This window comes from Stenotrophomonas sp. CFBP 13725 (assembly GCF_014841935.1).
In the GTDB taxonomy this organism is placed as follows: domain Bacteria; phylum Pseudomonadota; class Gammaproteobacteria; order Xanthomonadales; family Xanthomonadaceae; genus Stenotrophomonas.
Genome location: NZ_JACYUV010000014.1, coordinates 41,488 through 59,070, shown reverse-complemented (window position 1 = coordinate 59,070; position 17,583 = coordinate 41,488). Strand labels below are relative to the sequence as shown.

Annotated in this window: 19 protein-coding genes; 8 read left to right on the top strand and 11 right to left on the bottom strand. The window is 65.5% G+C overall.

Annotation, left to right across the window (positions count from 1 at the left end; genetic code table 11):
- Positions 1-293: 293 nt before the first annotated feature.
- A complete protein-coding gene (locus IFT65_RS16915; RefSeq protein WP_188325281.1) occupies positions 294-782 on the bottom strand; it encodes a MarR family winged helix-turn-helix transcriptional regulator in 489 nt (162 codons plus the stop codon).
- A gap of 123 nt (positions 783-905) precedes the next feature.
- Between IFT65_RS16915 and hppD the strand changes: the two genes are divergently transcribed.
- Positions 906-2,018 (top strand): 4-hydroxyphenylpyruvate dioxygenase, encoded by a 1,113-nt coding sequence (gene hppD / locus IFT65_RS16910; protein WP_188325280.1) that lies wholly within the window; start codon positions 906-908, stop codon positions 2,016-2,018.
- Between the two features lie 59 nt (positions 2,019-2,077).
- Entirely contained in the window at positions 2,078-3,382 is a 1,305-nt protein-coding gene (hmgA, locus tag IFT65_RS16905; protein WP_192082554.1) for a homogentisate 1,2-dioxygenase, read from the top strand.
- A 10-nt stretch (positions 3,383-3,392) separates the two neighbouring features.
- On the opposite strand, the gene IFT65_RS16900 is transcribed toward hmgA, so the two are convergent.
- Positions 3,393-3,923, bottom strand: a complete 531-nt coding sequence (locus tag IFT65_RS16900; RefSeq protein ID WP_192082552.1) for a hypothetical protein — start codon at positions 3,921-3,923, stop codon at positions 3,393-3,395.
- Positions 3,924-4,044: 121 nt separating this feature from the next.
- On the opposite strand from IFT65_RS16900, the gene IFT65_RS16895 reads away from it, so the two are divergent.
- Positions 4,045-4,668 (top strand): hypothetical protein, encoded by a 624-nt coding sequence (locus IFT65_RS16895; RefSeq protein ID WP_192082550.1) that lies wholly within the window; start codon positions 4,045-4,047, stop codon positions 4,666-4,668.
- An 86-nt stretch (positions 4,669-4,754) separates the two neighbouring features.
- Positions 4,755-5,711 carry a sodium:calcium antiporter gene (locus IFT65_RS16890; RefSeq protein WP_192082548.1) on the top strand — a complete coding sequence of 319 codons (957 nt, stop codon included), beginning with the start codon at positions 4,755-4,757 and terminating at the stop codon, positions 5,709-5,711.
- A gap of 8 nt (positions 5,712-5,719) precedes the next feature.
- On the opposite strand, the gene IFT65_RS16885 is transcribed toward IFT65_RS16890, so the two are convergent.
- From IFT65_RS16885 to IFT65_RS16850, 8 genes are all read right to left on the bottom strand, one after another.
- Positions 5,720-6,154, bottom strand: a complete 435-nt coding sequence (locus IFT65_RS16885) for a Na+/H+ antiporter subunit G (RefSeq protein WP_192082546.1) — start codon at positions 6,152-6,154, stop codon at positions 5,720-5,722.
- Entirely contained in the window at positions 6,151-6,435 is a 285-nt protein-coding gene (locus tag IFT65_RS16880) for a K+/H+ antiporter subunit F (protein WP_188325274.1), read from the bottom strand. The genes IFT65_RS16885 and IFT65_RS16880 overlap by 4 nt, the downstream gene beginning before the upstream one ends.
- Complete coding sequence (locus IFT65_RS16875) at positions 6,432-6,938, bottom strand: Na+/H+ antiporter subunit E (RefSeq protein WP_188325273.1); 507 nt, start codon at positions 6,936-6,938, stop codon at positions 6,432-6,434. The genes IFT65_RS16880 and IFT65_RS16875 overlap by 4 nt, the downstream gene beginning before the upstream one ends.
- Positions 6,935-8,470: a monovalent cation/H+ antiporter subunit D gene (locus tag IFT65_RS16870; protein WP_188325272.1), complete on the bottom strand. Its 1,536-nt coding sequence runs from the start codon at positions 8,468-8,470 to the stop codon at positions 6,935-6,937. The genes IFT65_RS16875 and IFT65_RS16870 overlap by 4 nt, the downstream gene beginning before the upstream one ends.
- The gene (locus IFT65_RS16865) at positions 8,467-8,844 is read right to left on the bottom strand and encodes a Na+/H+ antiporter subunit C (RefSeq protein WP_192082544.1); all 378 of its coding nucleotides are present in this window, start codon (positions 8,842-8,844) and stop codon (positions 8,467-8,469) included. Before IFT65_RS16865 ends, IFT65_RS16870 begins: the two co-directional genes overlap by 4 nt.
- A complete protein-coding gene (locus tag IFT65_RS16860) occupies positions 8,844-11,672 on the bottom strand; it encodes a monovalent cation/H+ antiporter subunit A (protein ID WP_192082542.1) in 2,829 nt (942 codons plus the stop codon). The genes IFT65_RS16865 and IFT65_RS16860 overlap by 1 nt, the downstream gene beginning before the upstream one ends.
- A 342-nt stretch (positions 11,673-12,014) precedes the next feature.
- Positions 12,015-12,497, bottom strand: coding sequence for an Mpo1-like protein (locus tag IFT65_RS16855; RefSeq protein WP_188325270.1), 483 nt, complete (start codon positions 12,495-12,497; stop codon positions 12,015-12,017).
- Between the two features lie 74 nt (positions 12,498-12,571).
- A complete protein-coding gene (locus IFT65_RS16850; RefSeq protein ID WP_192082541.1) occupies positions 12,572-13,498 on the bottom strand; it encodes a phosphoribosylaminoimidazolesuccinocarboxamide synthase in 927 nt (308 codons plus the stop codon).
- Positions 13,499-13,639: 141 nt separating this feature from the next.
- Here IFT65_RS16850 and IFT65_RS16845 point away from each other — a divergent pair, with 141 nt between their 5' ends.
- The 4 genes from IFT65_RS16845 to yegS all read left to right on the top strand — a co-directional run bounded on the left by IFT65_RS16845 (position 13,640) and on the right by yegS (position 16,666).
- On the top strand, positions 13,640-13,969 hold the full coding sequence (locus tag IFT65_RS16845; RefSeq protein WP_188325268.1) for a DnaJ domain-containing protein: 330 nt from the start codon (positions 13,640-13,642) through the stop codon (positions 13,967-13,969).
- A gap of 37 nt (positions 13,970-14,006) precedes the next feature.
- Positions 14,007-14,678, top strand: a complete 672-nt coding sequence (rpe, locus tag IFT65_RS16840; protein ID WP_057509104.1) for a ribulose-phosphate 3-epimerase — start codon at positions 14,007-14,009, stop codon at positions 14,676-14,678.
- 59 nt (positions 14,679-14,737) lie between these two features.
- Positions 14,738-15,208 (top strand): GNAT family N-acetyltransferase, encoded by a 471-nt coding sequence (locus IFT65_RS16835; protein WP_192082540.1) that lies wholly within the window; start codon positions 14,738-14,740, stop codon positions 15,206-15,208.
- A gap of 519 nt (positions 15,209-15,727) precedes the next feature.
- Positions 15,728-16,666 (top strand): lipid kinase YegS, encoded by a 939-nt coding sequence (yegS, locus tag IFT65_RS16830; RefSeq protein WP_192082538.1) that lies wholly within the window; start codon positions 15,728-15,730, stop codon positions 16,664-16,666.
- A 41-nt stretch (positions 16,667-16,707) separates the two neighbouring features.
- Here the strand turns inward: yegS and IFT65_RS16825 are convergent, their stop codons facing one another.
- On the bottom strand, positions 16,708-17,568 hold the full coding sequence (locus IFT65_RS16825) for an ankyrin repeat domain-containing protein (protein ID WP_192082536.1): 861 nt from the start codon (positions 17,566-17,568) through the stop codon (positions 16,708-16,710).
- Positions 17,569-17,583: the final 15 nt, after the last annotated feature.

Sequence of the window (17,583 nt, the reverse complement as noted above, 5' to 3'; positions counted from 1 at the left end):
AAGCAGCCGGCTGAAGCCGGCTCTACAGGGGTAGGTCGGGCTTGCAGCAGCCGGCTGAAGCCGGCTCTACAGGGGTAGGTCGGGCTTGCCGCAGCCGGCTGAAGCCGGCTCTACCGGGGTGGGTCGGGCTTGCAGCAGCCGGCTGAAGCCGGCTCTACCGGGGTGGGTCGGGCGTGCCGCAGCCGGCTGAAGCCGGCTCTACCGAGGCGGGTGGGCCCACCGGTAGCGCCGAGCCGTGCTCGGCGGCGGGGTGCATCAGCTGCGGCAGGATCGGGGTCGGGCGCGTTTTCCTGCTATTCGCCCATGCGCTGCAGGCCTTCGCCGGCCAGGCGCAGGATCAGCGTTTCCAACAGCTGCTCTTCGTCTTCGCTGAGCACGGACATCAGTTTGCGGGTGGTTTCAATCACCAGCGGCGCGATGGTCTCGTATACCTCGAAGCCGGCCGCCGACAGCGCCAACACGGAGCGGCGGCGGTCGTCGCCGTGGGTTTCGCGCTTGATGAAGCCGCGCTCCAACAGACGTGCCACGGCGCGGCTCACCGCGACCTTGTCCATCGCCGTGCGCTCGGACACTTCGCTCGCCGATGAGCCCGGGTACAGGGCCAGGATGGTGATCACACGCCACTCCGGGATCGCCAGGCCGTAACGATCGCCGTAGAGCTTGGCGATGTTGCCGCTGACCCGGTTGGAGAGCACGCTCAGCCGGTACGGCAGGAACTGCTCCAGATCGAGCAGGACGTGCGAGGCGCGCACGCTGGTAGAGGCGGTATCGACTGGACTCATGTTGCGGTGCACCTTGCTGGTGGTTTCAGGTGTAACTATAAAGGGAATGCTGACCCCGCATTGTCGCGGGTCCCTCTGTCGACCGCACCTGGTTTGTTGCGGAAAAGTTTCGGAGCTTATGCCATGAATACCACCGTCCAGACCGCCTCGCACCCCAATCTCGGCATGCAGGTGACCACGTTCGAAAATCCGATGGGCATCGATGGCTTCGAGTTCGTCGAATTCGCCGCCCCTGCTGGCCGTGGCGAGGAGCTGCACGCCTACTTCCGCAGCATGGGCTTCACCGCCGTGCTGAAGCACAAGGCGCGCCCGATCACGGTCTATCGCCAGGGCGGGGTGAACTTCCTGGTCAACGAAGACCCGGATTCGTTCGCCGCCGATTTCGCCGACAAGCACGGCCCGTGCGCCTGCGGATTCGCCATCCGCTTCCAGAAGCCGGGTGACGAGGTCTTCCAGACCGCCCTGGGCAACGGTGCCGAAGCGATCGCGTTCAAGCCGGAGTCCAAGGCCGTGGACGCGCCGGTGATCAAGGGGATCGGCGATTGCATGCTGTATCTGGTGGACCGCTATGGCACGTCCGGCAGCATTTACGGTGACGATTACGCGCCGGTGGAAGGCGCCGATCCGGCCCCGGTTGGCTTCGGCCTGACCTTCATCGACCACCTGACCCACAACCTGTACTTCGGCAACATGCAGCAGTGGTCGGACTACTACGAGCGGCTGTTCAACTTCCGCGAGATCCGCTACTTCGACATCAAGGGCCTGAAGACCGGCCTGGTGTCCAAGGCGATGACCGCGCCCGATGGCATCGTGCGCATTCCGCTGAACGAATCGTCCGATCCGAAGAGCCAGATCAACGAATACCTCGACGCCTACAAGGGCGAGGGCATCCAGCATATCGCCTGTTTCACCGACGACATCTACGCAACCGTGGAAGCGATGCGCGAACAGGGTGTGCAGTTCCTGGATACGCCGGACACCTACTTCGACGTGATCGACCAGCGTGTCCCCGGCCACGGCGAGGACGTTGCCCGGTTGGCGAAGAACAAGATCCTGATCGATGCCGACCCGGAAACCCACCAGCGCAAGCTGCTGCAGATCTTTACCTTGAACAGCATCGGGCCGATCTTCTTCGAGATCATCCAGCGCAAGGGCAATGAAGGGTTCGGCGAAGGCAACTTCACGGCACTGTTCGAAAGCATCGAGCGCGACCAGATGCGCCGCGGCGTACTGTAAGGTCGGTTCCGGCAAGGGTACGTGCCGGCCACGGGCCGGTACACAACAGGACGCTCCAGATGACCAACACGATGCAGGCACGCGGCTACCAGACGGGATTCGGCAACGAGTTCGCCAGTGAGGCCTTGGAAGGCGCGCTCCCGGTTGGACAGAATGCGCCGCAGACCGTCGCCCACGGTCTGTACGCGGAGCAGTTGTCCGGCACGGCGTTCACTGCGCCGCGTGGCGCCAATCGGCGCAGTTGGTTGTATCGGATCCGTCCTGCCGTCACCCACGGTGAGTTCACCGCATTCGCGCAGCCGCAGGTGCAGGGCAGCTTCCACGGACTGGCCGCTGCGCCGGGCCAGCTGCGCTGGAGCCCGCTGCCGATGCCTGAAACGCCGACCGATTTCATCGAAGGGCTGTACACGATGGGCGGCAACGGGGGACCGGACGCACACGCGGGCGTGGCGATCCACCTGTATGCCGCCAACCGCGACATGCAGGGTCGTTACTTCTACAACGCCGACGGCGAGCTGCTGATCGTGCCGCAGCTCGGTCGCCTGCGCCTGTTGACCGAGCTGGGCGTGGTGGAGGTCGAACCGCAGCAGATCGCGGTGGTTCCTCGCGGCATCCGCTTCCGCGTGGAGCTGCCCGATGGGCAGGCACGCGGCTATGTGTGCGAGAACTTCGGTGCGCTGCTGAAGCTGCCGGACCTGGGGCCGATCGGCTCCAATGGACTGGCCAATCCGCGTGACTTCGAGACACCGCACGCGGCGTTCGAGGACATCGACGGTGACTTCGAACTGGTGGCGAAATTCGATGGTCAGCTGTGGCGCGCGCCGATCGATCATTCACCGTTGGATGTGGTGGCCTGGCACGGCAACTACGCGCCCTACCGCTACGACCTGCGGCGTTTCAACACCATCGGTTCGATCAGCTTCGATCATCCGGATCCCTCGATCTTCCTGGTACTGCATTCGCCCAGCGATACAGCCGGCACCAGCAACATGGATTTCGCGATCTTCCCGCCGCGTTGGCTGGTGGCGCAGCATACGTTCCGCCCGCCGTGGTTCCATCGCAACGTCGCCAGCGAGTTCATGGGGCTGGTGCACGGCGCCTATGATGCAAAGGCAGAAGGGTTCGTGCCGGGCGGTGCGTCGCTGCACAACTGCATGAGTGGCCACGGACCGGATGCGCCGACCTTCGACAAGGCCTCCGTGGCGGATCTGTCCAAGCCGGACGTGATCAAGGACACGATGGCTTTCATGTTCGAGACGCGCGGCGTGATCCGGCCGACCCAGCAGGCGGTGGCTGCGGGCCACCGGCAGGCCGACTACCAGCAGTGCTGGAACGGCCTGCGGAACCACTTCCGCACCCGCTGAAGCCGTCCTGCTAAGCGGCCACGGCACCGAACGGGTTGCCGTGCTCGGTGGGCATGACTTCAAGCAGGCGCTCGCGCACGCGTTCGGCATAACCCACTGACGTCAGTGTGGGCAGCGCGAGCAGGGCCGCCTGCATGGCCAGAACCACGTCACCATCGCTGCGGGACAGCTGCAGACCGCGGAGCAGCGTGGCGGCCTGGGGATGACGCTGCATCTCCAGGATGCCCAGCAGATAGATGCGCGCAGCGGCCAGTGACCGCCGTCGCTCGGGACTGGCCGGCGGGATGTTGATCGGCACGCCTGCGTCCGCGGCAGTGGCCGGCCCTGTTGCCGACGGCGTCGCCTCGGGCGTGGTGAGCAGATAGCCCGCCTGCACCAGCTGGATCACCATCGCTGGCGTCTCTGGCCCGATCAACGCGGTCAGCGCGGCCAGATCGCGCTGGCCATCGCAGAGGATGAGCAGGCGCCTCTGGCGCATGTCCAGCGGGGCCCGATGGGCCTGTAATGCAGTGCGGGCTTGGTCTGTCTTGCGCGGGAGCATGGCGGGCGGTCAGTGCGGTGCAGGCCGAGCCTGAACCGTCGCGGTTAAGCGCTGATGACAATGCGGCGTGTGCACACTGCCCGCGTTAGCGTCTGCCCACTACCTTCCAGGAGATACCGTCATGAAGATGCTGCCCCTCGCCGGCCTGCTGGCCCTGTCACTTTCCGCCTGCAGCAAGGCCCCGGAAACCGCGCAGGCCGATGCGCCGTCCACTGCCGGAGCCGCGGCTTCGTCCGGCACCGACGCCAACCTGGCCAGCGACGCGGACATGGCGACAAAGTCGCCGGTCGATCTGCGCAGTGACAGCCCGGCACGCCTGGATGGCTACGGCGCCATCGCCCTTGGCGCCACGGTAGACGAAGTGCGCGGCCGCTTCGGTGCGCCACTGCAGGGTGAGGTGCCCGATGACGATTGCCATTACCTGCGTCCGGAAAAGGAATCGGCGGAAGGCCCGTGGCTGATGTTCGAGAGCAAGAAGCTGGTGCGCTACGACGTGCGCGGCCCGGGCGTCGTGGCACCGGGCGGTGGCCGGGTGGGTATGACCCTGGGTGAACTGCAGCAGCTGTACCCCGAGCGTGCCGACGTGGGTCCGGACAAGTACGACGCGCAGGCCCAGCACCTGCGCGTGCGGCCCGCACAGGAAGGGCAGGCCATCATGGACTTCACGGTGGCCGCGGATGGCAAGGTGGGCGCTTGGCGCGTGGGCAAGTCGCCACAGGTCGACTACGTGGAAGGCTGCGGCTGATCCCTCTCAAGGCGTAGCCGGCGTAGCCACCACAAGGCCTGATGCCGACGTAGAATCGCGGTCATCGCCTGCCGAAGGATCGCCCCATGATTGCCGCCGCTCTTGCATGGTTCCTGCTCGGCCTGTTGCTGCTGGCACTGGGCGGAGATTCAATCGTCAAGGCGGCATCCGGGCTCGCACAGCGCTTCGGCGCGTCGCCCTTCACCGCCGGGCTGGTGCTGTTGGGCCTGGCGACGTCGGTGCCGGAACTCGCCGTCAACGCCCGTGCGCTGGCGGTGGGCCAGCCTGAGCTCGCACTGGGCAACGCGGTCGGCAGCACGCTGGCCAACCTGGGCCTGACCCTCGCGGTGGCGGCACTGGCGATGCCGTTGCTGCTGCGGGCACGCGCGCTGCGCAGCTCGTGGACATGCCTGCTGCTGGGCGCAGTGCTGCTGCTGGTGTTCGGCCTGGACGGCGCACTGCAGCGCTGGGAGGGCGCGATCCTGCTGGCGGCCTTCGGTCTGGCGTTCGGTTGGTTGCTGCATGCGGGCCGGCGCGAGGCACCAGAGGTACAGGCATCGATTGCCGAGTCCGCTGTCTCACGCACGAACCTGTTGTTGAATGTCGTCCGCCTCGCGCTTGCGGCGCTGACGCTGTACTGGGGTGCCCGGCTGGTGGTCGGTGCCGCGTCGGACTTCGGCACGGCGCTGGGCTGGACGCCGCTGCTGGTCGGCCTGCTGCCGGTGGCGATCGGCACCGCGCTGCCGGAAGTGGCGGCGGCGGTGATGGCCGCGCGTCGTGGCCAGGGTGACATGGTGCTGGGCCATGTATTGGGCTCGAGCGTGGTCAACCTGCTGCTGGTGATCGGCGCGATGGCGGTGATCCAGCCGCTCGCCTTGCCGGCCTCCTTCGTGCGGCTGGAGTTGCCGGCGGTGTTGGCGTTCGCCTTGGTGCTGTACCCGATGCTGCGCGGCGACCTGCGCATCAGCCGCGTGGAAGGCGGGGTACTGCTCGCTGCCTTCGGTGCCTGGGTAGGTCTGGAACTGGCGCTGCTGGCAAGCTGACCCCGCGGTCAGCCCTCTCGTTCGTCTGTTTTGCTTTCGTTCGACGTGTAGGTGTCGTTGGTTTCTTCCACCACCTTCTCGCGCACCGGTTCCGGTGGCGGCAACTGCTCTTCTTTCGCCCGCTCGTTACCCGGCAGGGTAGGGCGGGTTTCCATCAGCAGTGACAGCGCCGCCTTGGCCATCAGATGGGCGCTGATCGGCGTGGTGATGAACAGGAAGATCGTGATCAGCAGCTCGCGCGGCTGCGGATCCTGGCCCAGGAAGATGTGATACGCCACCGATGACACCAGCACGCAGCCCACGCCCAGCGTGCTGGCCTTGGTCGGTGCATGCAGGCGCTTGAAGAAGGTGGACAGCTTCACCAGCCCCAGCGCACCGACCAGGATGAAGAAGCAGCCGAACAGCAGCACCACCGACAGCACGATCTGGATGGCCGTGATCATTCGACGATGTCCCGGCGCAGCACGAACTTGCTCAGCACCACCGTGCTGCCGAAACCGAGCATGGCGAGGATCAGCGCGGCCTCGAAGTAGATGGCCGAGTTGAGGTACATGCCGAACAGCATCAACTGGGCAATGGCGGTCACTGACAGGGTGTCCAGCGCGAGGATGCGGTCGGGAACGGTGGGGCCACGCAGCAGGCGCCAGGTGGCCAGCAGCATCGCCAGCCCCACCACGTGCATGCATACCACCAGGGTGTTCTGGATGACATCGAATCCGGTCATGGGAAGATCTCCATCAGCGGGGCCTCGTAACGGCGTTTGATCTCGGTGATCAGGTGCTGCTCATCGTCCAGGTTCAGCACATGCACCAGCAGGTATTTCCGGTCGTCACTCAGCGCGGCGGACACCGTGCCCGGGGTCAGCGTGATCATGCTGGTCAGCGCGGCGATGCCATGGACGTTGGCGATGTCCAACGGAATCCAGACGAAGCCCGGGTGGATCTTGCTTTCCTTGCCCAGCACCTGGCCGGCCACCTCGATGTTGGACACCAGGATGTCCCACAGGGTGACCGCCAGCAGCTTGGGCACGGGCCGCAGGGTCCCGATGCGGGCGAACTCGCGGTCAAGGCGCGCGGCGAACAGGGGTACGACCAGCCCGAGCAGCAGGCCCAGCGCAAGCAGGCCCACGCTGAAGCTGTCCGACATCAGCAGCCAGAACACGATGACCATGATCGTGAGTGGCAGCGAGGGAAAGATCCGGCGCAGCAGGGGACGTTTCTGGGTCATGGATTGCGGACCTCCGGCTGGGTGGCGCGGACCTGGTCAACATAGCCCGAGGGCTGCAGCAGGTCACTGGCGATCGCATCAGCGTGTCGCATCAGCGGCGCAGCAAAGACGGTCATGCCGACGCCGTACAGCAGCAGCAGGCACGCCGCCAGGAGTTCTATCCGGCGCGTCGGTGCCTTGCGCGGCTTGGGCGCGTCAGGCTCGGCGTGGGGGACACGCCAGAACAGCCGGATGCCACCCCGGGCCAGGCCCATGATGACCAGCAGGCTGCTGCCCAGCACCGCTGCCCAGACCGGTGCGGTCAGGTAGGGCGGCATGCCCTGCAGCAGCGCGGCCTTGGCGAGGAAGCCAGACAGCGGCGGCAGGCCTGCGATGGAAATAGCCGCGATCAGGAACAGCACGGCGGGCGTTTCCTTGCCCGGCATCGGCGCGATCACTTCCTTGCGGTCGCTGGCACCGCCGCGACGGCGGCGGATGAGATCGGCGATCAGGAACAGCGCCGCTGCGACGAACGTACTGTGCGGCAGGTAATACAGGCCGGCGGCGAGCACCTGCTGGTTGCCCACCGAGAAAGCGATGAACAGCGTGGCGGCCGACACCACCACCAGATACGAGATCAGCACGCGCAGGCGCACGGCGGCCAGTACGCCCAAGCCCCCCAGCACCAGCGTCACCACGCCGGCCCATAGCAGCCAGTCGCGGCCGTAGCCGGCCATCGCACCGGCTTCGTCACCGAACCACAGGCTCTGGATGCGCAGCACGGCGTACAGGCCGACCTTGGTCATGATGGCGAACAGGGCGGCAACGGCCGCCGGCGCGCGCGCATACGATTCGGGCAGCCACAGGTACAGCGGCATCAGTGCCGCCTTCGCGCAGAACACCAGCAGCAGCAAGCCCATGGTGGCCTTCAACAGCACCAGGTGCGAGGCGGGTACCTCGGCAATGCGCTGCGCGATCTCGGCCATGTTCAGTGAACCCAGCGTGGCGTACAGCAGGCCGAGCGCGATCAGGAACAGGGTGGACGCGGTCACGTTGAACACCACGTAATGCAGGCCGATGCGCATGCGCAGGCCACGGCCACCGCTGAGCAGCAGGCCATACGAAGCAATCAGCATCACTTCGAAGAATACGAACAGGTTGAAGATGTCGCCGGTCAGGAACGCGCCGTTCAAGCCAACCAGCTGGAACTGAAACAAAGCATGGAAGTGCGGTGCGCGGCGGTCCCAGCCGGAGCAGGCATGCATCAGGCAGCCGATGGCGAGCAGGGCGGTGGTCAGCACCATCCACGCCGACAGCCGGTCGGCCACCAGGGCGATGCCCAACCGGGCTGGCCAGTCGCCGAGCAGGTAGACCAGGGCGACACCGTCGGCCGTGCGCGCGAACAACAGCAGCACCGCGGCGAGCAATGCGGTGAGTGACGCCCATGCGACGGCGCGCTGGATGCGCGGCCCGAAGCGCCGGTGTTCCACGAACAACGACAGCGACGCGCCGAGCAGTGGGATCAGGATCGGCAGGATCACCAGATGGTTCATGCGTGGTCCTCGTCGCGGCGCGGCGGTGCATCGTCGTCCGGCTCGTGCGCGTCCACATGGTCACTGTGGTTGTCGCTGCGGCTGCGGATCGCCAGCACGATCGTCACCGCCGTCATCGCAAAGGCGATCACGATGGCGGTCAGCACCAGCGCCTGCGGCAGGGGATCGGTGTAGTTGCCCAGGTTCGCGTCCAGCCCTTCCTTCAATACCGGCGGCTTGCCGGCGACCAGGCGGCCCCCGGCGAAGATGAGCAGGTTGGTGGCATAGGACAGGAAGGTCATGCCCAGGATCACATCGAAGCTGCGCGCACGCAGCAGCAGGTACACGCCGAGCATCGTCAGCACGCCGATGGCGCTTGCAATGGCCAGTTCCATCAGCGCATCTCCCCGGTCAGTGCGGAACGTTTCTGCGGATCGATCTCGCCGCGGCGCGCGGTGCGGGTGCGCGACGGCTTGATGGTGCCCATCATGGAAAGCATCAGCATCGCGCCCCCGAACACCACCAGGTACACGCCGGTATCAAAGCCGATGGCGCTGGCCAGCGGCACGTCGCCGATGATCGGCAGGTGCAGGTCCAGGTGACCGCTGGTCAGGAACGGCACGCCGAACAGCATCGACGCACAACCACTCACGACCGCGATCAGCAGGCCGATGCCGATGCAGCGGATGTAGTCGAAACCAAAGCGCGACTCCACCGAGGCGGTGCCTTGGATGACGTATTGGATCAGCAGCGGCACGGCCAGGATCAACCCGGCGATGAAGCCGCCGCCGGGCGAGTTGTGGCCGCGCAGGAACATGAAGATCGACACCGTCAGCGTCAGCGGGAACATGATCTGTGCCAGGTCGGCCGGCACCGGCAGCTTGATCGGCGGGCCGGGCATGATCTGTTCCGGCGCCATCCGCGACCGCCGCAGCATGGCATGCACCACCAGGGCGGCAATGCCGAACACGGTGATCTCGCCGAAGGTATCGAAGCCGCGGAAGTCGACCAGGATCACATTGACCACGTTGCTGCCATACGCTTCAGGCAGGGCGCGGGCGAGCATCTCACCGGCCATCGTGTTCGGCGGCAGGGTCATGGCCGTGTAGGCCAGCGCGGCCAGCCCGAGGCCGGCCACCAAGGCAATGCCGGCATCGCGGTACTTGCGCAGCTTGGAGCGCTCGGTCACCGACTGCGCCGGCAGGTAGTTCATGCCCAGCAGCATCAGCACCAGGGTGACCATCTCCACCAGCAACTGGGTCAATGCCAGGTCCGGTGCGGACAGGAAGACGAAGGTCATGGCCACCATCAGGCCGACGCCGCCCACCAGCAGCACCGCCAGCAGGCGCTGCTTGTACATGCGCAGGGTGGCCATGGCGCAGGCCATCATCACCGCCCACAGCGCCCAGCCCAGCAACGGCATCGGCTGTGGCGAGGGCCAGTTCGGCCAAGCGGGCGCGGCCAGCCACGGCGCTGCACCGACGATCACCGCCACCACCACCAGGCCCAGCAGCATGCGCTGCAGGCTGCCGTTGGCGATGGCGCCAGTCAGCCGCTGGGCCAGCGCGGAGAGCAGGTCCAGTTGGTGATGGAAAGCGTCACGCCCGGGCGTGGTGTTGCGCACGGCATACAGATTGATCAGCCTGCGCAGCCCGAAATACAGCGCGATGCCGCCGAGTACGCCGGCCGCGCTCATCGCCAGCGGCAGATTGAAGCCATGCCAGATGGACAGGCTGTACTCGGGCATCCGGGCGCCCAGGATGGACGCTGCACCGGCATGCAGTACCGGCGCGATGGTCAGTGCCGGCGCAATACCCACCGCCACGCAGATCACCACCAGGATTTCTACCGGCACCTTCATCCAGCGCGGTGGCTCGTGCGGCACGCGATCCAGATCGTGCGGGCCCTTGCCGAAGAACGTGTCGTGCACGAAGCGCAGGCTGTAGGCCACGCCGAGTACGCCGGCCAGCAGCGCGGCGATGGACATGGCCAGCCGCATCGGCTCCGGGCCCCCCGCATCCAGGGCTTCGGCGAACAGCATTTCCTTGGACAGGAAGCCGTTGAGCAGGGGAATGCCGGCCATCGCCAGCGAGGCGATGATCGCCAGCGCGCTGGTGAAGGGCATCAGCTTCCTCAGCCCGCCCAGCTTGCGCATGTCGCGGGTGCCGGTTTCGTGGTCGATGATGCCGGCCGCCATGAACAGCGATGCTTTGAACGTGGCGTGGTTGAGGATATGGAACACACCGGCGACCACCGCCATCGGCGTGGACAGCCCGAACAGCATCGTGATCAGGCCCAGGTGGGAGATCGTGGAATAGGCCAGCAGACCCTTCAGGTCGTGCTGGAAAATGGCATTCCACGCGCCGATCAGCAGGGTCAGTGCGCCGATGCCACTGACCGTATAGAAGAACAGATCGGTGCCGGCCAGCGCCGGGTGCAGGCGCGCCAGCAGGAACACGCCGGCCTTCACCATGGTCGCCGAATGCAGGTAGGCGGACACCGGGGTGGGCGCGGTCATGGCCTGCGGCAGCCAGAAGTGGAACGGGAACTGCGCGCTCTTGGTGAAGATGCCGGCGAGCACGAGGAACAGCACGTACGGGTACAGCGCGCTGTCGCGGATCTGCTGGCCTGCGGCGAGTACCACGTCCAGATCGAAGCTGCCGACGATGCGGCCGATCAACAGCACGCCACCCAGCAGCGCCAAGCCACCGCCACCGGTGATGACCAACGCCATGCGCGCGCCTTCACGTGCGTCCTGGCGGTGTGACCAGAAGCCGATCAGCAGGAACGAGCTGATGCTGGTCAGTTCCCAGAAGATCATCAACAGCAGCAGGTTGCCGGACAGCACCATGCCCAGCATCGCGCCCATGAACAGCAGCAGATAGCAGAAGAAGCGGTGCGCGTTGTCCTGCGGGCTCAGGTAATAGTGGGCATACAGCACCACCAGGGCGCCGATGCCGAGCACCATCCCGGCGAACATCCAGGCCAGGCCGTCCAGGCGCAGGGTGAAATCCAGCCCGATCTGCGGCAGCCACTGGCCACTGCTGCGCAGCACCTCGCCATCCAGGACGGCCGGCGTCAGCGTGGCAAGCAGGGCGAGACCGGCCAACGGCGCGGCCGCGGCCAACCAGGCGGCCGTGCTGCGCGAACTTCGGGGTAATGCGGCGACCGCCACGGCCAACAGGAAGGGCAGGGCGAGCAGCAGGATAAGGCTTGGGATCATGCAGGGAATACGCGATTCACGAGCAGGTCATGCAGTCTAACAGGCTGCCATTTGCTGCCGATACCCACGAACAGGTCACCAATTGCACGGATCGTGTGCTTATTCATTTTTTTAACCTTTGCCGGTGTCGGGACAGCGGCGCTGCGGGAGCGCGCTGGACACTGTGCCGCATGTGTCGCGAATGGCGCGTGCAGCGCCGCATCCCCCGTACGGCAGGGGCTGCAAAGGGATGGTTGAAACCGTCAGTCGGCCGATCGGATACCGCTCTGGGAGCCAGCGCGGTCGCACACCGTCCACGTTCTGCGTGCTGAATACGCGTCGACCTCGTTCAGCAAGAGCGGGTCAATAGCGCCAATCGAACTTGCGGTAGACCTTGGCCAGCACCCAGGCCGGTCCGATCAGCAGGTAGGTCAGGTCGGTGAGGAAGCTCGGCTTGCGGCCCTCGGCCTTGTGACCGATGAATTGTGCGATCCAGGCAAGCACGAACACCACGGCAGCCAATCGGGCGAGGTTGCCCAGGCCGATCCGTGCTTCCAGCAGCCGGCAGGTGCAACCGATCACGAACAGCACCGCCAGCATGCCCAGTCCCAGCGGCCGCGACAGCCGGTTGTAGAAACACCACGCGCCGAACATCGCCAGGCCGGCCCAGATGCCGTTCTGGAACCAGGTGATCAGCGGCGGCAGGCACCAGAGCAGGGCGACGACCGACCACAGGATGGCCGGTACCGCGACCACATGGATCCGCTGGTTCAGCACATTGCGGTGGTCGTCGGAATAGCTGGCGAAGTAGCGGTCCACGGGGCGGGCAAGCGAGGTGCTGGACATGGTGCCTCCGGTCGAGCCGGCCGCGGGCCGGCAACCTTTCCTGATGGGTGGGGCGGGCTGGGCCCGCCACTACCTCAATCGACGCTGATGCCCGCCAGGCGCTGCAGGGCTTCGGCGTACTTGGCGCGGGTGCGCTCGATCACCTCGGCGGGGATGCTCGGGCCGGGGGCGGTCTTGCCCCAATCGAGCGTCTCCAGGTAATCGCGGACGAACTGCTTGTCATAGCTCGGCGGGCTGGTGCCCACTTCGTACTCGTCGGCCGGCCAGTAACGCGACGAATCCGGCGTCAGCATCTCGTCCATGATGTACAGGCGACCGTCTTCATCGGTGCCGAATTCGAACTTGGTGTCGGCCAGGATGATGCCGCGCTCGCGCGCGTAATCGGCGGCGAAGGCGTAGATGCGCAGGGTGGCGTCGCGGACGCGCTCAGCCAGGTCGGCACCCACCGTCTTCACCATCGCGTCGAAGTCGATGTTTTCGTCATGGTCGCCGACCGCGGCCTTGGTCGACGGAGTGAAGATCGGCTCGGGCAGCTTCTCGGCCTGGCGCAGGCCGTTGGGCAGTTCAATGCCGCTGACCTTGCCGGTGCGCTGGTAATCCTTCCAGCCGCTGCCGATCAGGTAGCCACGGGCGATGGCTTCCACCGGTACCGGCTTCAGCTTTTTGGTGACCACGGCGCGCTTGGCATACAGCGCCGCATCCACGCCGTCGGGCAGCACGCTGGCCACGTCGATGTCGGTCAGGTGGTTGGGCATCAGGTGAGCGGTCTTGGCGAACCAGAAATTCGACACCTGGCAGAGCATTTCGCCCTTGCCGGGAATCGGATCGGGCAGCACCACATCGAAGGCCGACAGACGGTCGGTGGCGACCATCAGCAGGTAGTCCCCCGGGGGCGTGCCAACCGGCAGGCGCTCGCGCGGAATATCGAAAACGTCACGCACCTTGCCGCGATGGCGCAAGGGCAGGCCGGGAAGATCGGATTGCAACAACGTGGTCGGCACGGGCACTCCTGGAGGCTTCGTCGATACGGCTGCCCAGGGACCCGGAGGGCCCGCCGGCCAGCGGGCGGCCTAGTGTAAAGCCGTCCGGGGCGGCTGTGACGTAAAATGGAAGCCCAATTGGCCAAATCTCCCCGGAGCGCCATGCGCTGGTACGGAAAACTGCTGGGTTTCATCGCCGGGGCCCTGCTGTTCCGGCCCAATCCGTTGTTCGGCGCGGTACTGGGGCTGCTGATCGGGCACGCCTTCGATGCGGACTGGTTCCGTCTGAACAAGGAGAACCCGTACCGCGAACTGGGCCTGACCTCGTCGGCCACCGAGTCGGAAATCGACCTGGCCTACCGCCGGCTGATGTCGCAGTACCACCCCGACAAGCTGATCGGCGCCGCCCCGGAACTGCTCAAGCAGGCCGAGGCGAAGAGCCGCCGCGTGAACGCGGCCTACGACCGCATCAAGACCCTGCGCAAGCGCTGAGTTTTTCCCTTTTCCCTCTGTTCCGAAGGCCCCGGCCATGTCCAACTGCATCATTGCCCCGTCCATCCTGTCCGCGGACTTCGCCCGCCTTGGCGAGGAGGTCGACAACGTACTCGCCGCCGGCGCGGACTGGGTCCATTTCGATGTGATGGACAACCATTACGTACCGAACCTGACCATCGGGCCGCTGGTCTGCCAGGCCCTGCGCAAGCACGGCGTGACCGCGCCGATCGACGTGCACCTGATGGTGGAGCCGGTGGACCGCATCATCCCCGACTTTGCCGAGGCCGGTGCCACCTATATCAGCTTCCATCCCGAGGCCAGCCGCCATCCGCATCGCACGATCCAGCTGATCCGCTCGCTGGGCTGCAAGCCGGGCCTGGTGCTCAATCCGGGCACCCCGGTGGACATCCTGGACTGGGTGCTGGACGACCTAGACCTGGTGCTGCTGATGTCGGTCAACCCGGGCTTTGGCGGCCAAGCGTTCATCCCCTCGGCGCTGGACAAGCTGAAGGTCGTCCGCCAGAAGATCGATGCCAGCGGCAAGGACATCCGCCTGGAGATCGACGGCGGGGTAAAGGCCGACAACATCGGCGCGATTGCCGCCGCCGGCGCCGATGCCTTCGTGGCCGGCTCGGCCATCTTCAACGCACCGGATTACCAACAGGTGATCAGCGCGATGCGCGCCAACGTCGCCGCTGCCCGCTGAGAGAAAAGGGGACGGAGGGAATTAAACTCGTTTAATTCCCTCCGTCCCCTTTTCTGCCCATGAACATTCGTCCGGCCACTGTTGCTGATGCAGGTCTGATCCTGCGTTTCATCCGCGAACTGGCGGTCTACGAGAAGGCGGAGTCGTCGGTGCAGACCGACGAGGCCGGCATCGCCGCCAGTCTGTTCGGCCCCGATGCGAGCGCGCAGGCGCTGGTCTGCGAGGTTGACGGCGAAGCGATCGGCTACGCGGTGTATTTCTACAATTACTCCACCTGGCTGGGCCGCAAGGGCATCTATCTGGAAGACCTGTATATCTGCCCGCAACGGCGCGGATCGGGTGCCGGCAAGGCGCTGCTGAAGCACATCGCCCGGCTGGCCGTGGATGCCGGCTGCGGCCGCTTTGAATGGTCGGTGCTGGACTGGAACCAACCTGCCATTGACTTCTACGTCGCCGCCGGCGCCAAGCCGCAGGACGAATGGACCGTGTACCGCCTGGAAGGCGAAGCGCTGCACGATTTCGCCCGGTAACGCCCTGGTAGAGCCGGCTTCAGCCGGCTGTGTCGCGCAGCATCCGGTAGAGCCGGCTTCAGCCGGCTGCGCCCCGCAGCATCCGGTAGAGCCGGCTTCAGCCGGCTGCGTCACGCACGATCGCAGAGTGCAGCCGGCTGAAGCCGGCTCTACCAGGGCCCGAGCGCCCCCAGATCCCAGAGCACCCACCAGTACCAAAGCACCCACCAGTACCAGAGCACCCACCAGTACCAAAGCACCCACCAGTACCAGAGCACCCACCAGTACCAGAGCACCCGCCAAAACCAGAGCGCGGGCCAGTGCCGGAATGCTCCCCCGGAAACAGAGCGGCCATCCAAAAAAAAGGCCCCGCCGCTGCCGGCGTGGCCCTGCTGAAATAATCGGAGGCTGATCCTGCCTCCATCCGTCTTCCCTGCTATGGCCTCCTATGATCCGGGCGAACGGTGACAGGCCGATGACATTCACTGCTACCGAACGCGGCACTGCTAGCCTGTGCCACCCCCCTTCTGTGAAGCCCCCATGAGCCTTTCCCGCTGGCGTTTGATCCTCAACGGAAAATCCGCCGGGGACGTCGACGTACGTGATGCGGTCAAGGTGTGGCGGGAGCGCGGTATCGACCTGGAAGTCCGCGTCACCTGGGAAGGCGGCGACGCCGAACGCTACGTGGCCGAGGCCATCGACAACGGCGTGGACGTCATCATCGCCGGTGGCGGCGACGGCACCCTGAGCGCCGTCGCGGAAACGCTGGCGCACCGCGATGAGCCCGCCGACGCGCTGCCCTCCTTGGCGCTGTTGCCGTTGGGCACGGCGAACGATTTCGCCACGGCTGCCGGGTTTCCTGAAACCCCGGCCGAGGTGTTGGCGCTGATCACCGCACAGGCGCCGCGCGCCATCGACCTGCTGCGGATCGATGCGGACGGCAAAGTCTGGTGGTGCGCCAACGTCGCCAGTGGCGGCTTCGGAACCCAGGTCACCGTGGAAACCGACGAAGGCCTGAAGAAGGTGCTGGGTGGCTTGGCTTACGTTTTGACCGGTATCTCCAAGCTGGGCCGCATCGAGCCGATCCTGGCGCGCCTGCATGGCCCTGGCTTCGAGTGGGAAGGCGGCTTCATCGCGCTCGGCATCGGCAACGGTCGCCAGGCCGGCGGCGGTCAGGCGCTCTGTCCGCAAGCACTCATCGATGACGGACAACTGGATGTCACGGTGATTCCCGAACTGACCGGTGAAGTCGGTGCAATGCTGGGGCAACTGGTCACCGGCGGCAAAGAGGCTGCGCTGGAACGCGTAGCCACGCGCGCGCGCCTGAACCGGATAGAGATCCTTGCGGAAAAGCCGCTCACTCTGAATCTGGACGGTGAACCGGTGGAAGCGCGTCACTTCCGCATCGAATGTGTGCCGCGCCGCGTGCGGATGCATTTGCCCGCAGACTGTGCGTTGCTGTCGGTCAGCAAGCGCTGAGGCTGAGCGCCGCGCTGGACGCTGTTGCAGCCGTCAACGCGTCACAGCAGCGGAATATCCTCTTCCTTGGTGGGAAATCCAAAGGCCTTGCGCTTGGCCCGTATGCCATCTGGCATGGGCGGTCGAGGGATGTTGCGCGCGATCAACCACTGCTGGCACTTTTTCTGCCAGGGAAGCAGATCGGGCGTGGTGATGCCCCAATAGATATCTTCAGCGATGAACATGCGGTCGGGCTTTCCGATCGATGACGTCAGCATCACCGTCGGGTCGGCGCCGTGTTCGAGCAGCCAGTAGACGTGCTCGAAGGCGCCTCGGCCGCTGTACCAGCTGATGACCGTGTCGGAAGGCCCGATGCTTGGCGCATTGATATCCGCCCCGTTCTCCACCAGCAACTGGACGTTCTTCCATTGGTTGCCGCTGATGAATGCTTGGAACAGCAGCGTTTCGTTGTTTGAATTCCGGGTGTCTGGATCACCGCGATGCCTCAGCAGCGCGTCGAGAAATCGTGGATCGTCCATCTTTGCTGCATAGACCATCGCATTGTTGAAGCGGATCACTTCGCCGTTCATTCTTTTGACCAGCCGGGCATCGGGATCGGCGCCGCTTTCCAGCATTGCCTCCAATCCCTGCAGGTTCTTCGCGCGCAGCGGCCAGGCAAGCAGGGGAATGCCCTCGCGGCTGGAGAACTCTTTGTCCGGATTGACGCCTTCCTGCCCTGTAAGCTGCCGAATTGCGTCCACATCCCCATTTTCACTGGCAATCGCCAGCTTGAGTGCATCGCCTTGAAAATACTGTGCAGCGCCATGGCGGGACGGGGCGGCGCAGCCACTGGTGGCAACCAGAAACAGAAGCGCCACGTATGAGAGCGCTTTTGCCGAAGAGATGTGAAGGCTGGTCCGCATGATCTACCTGATAGA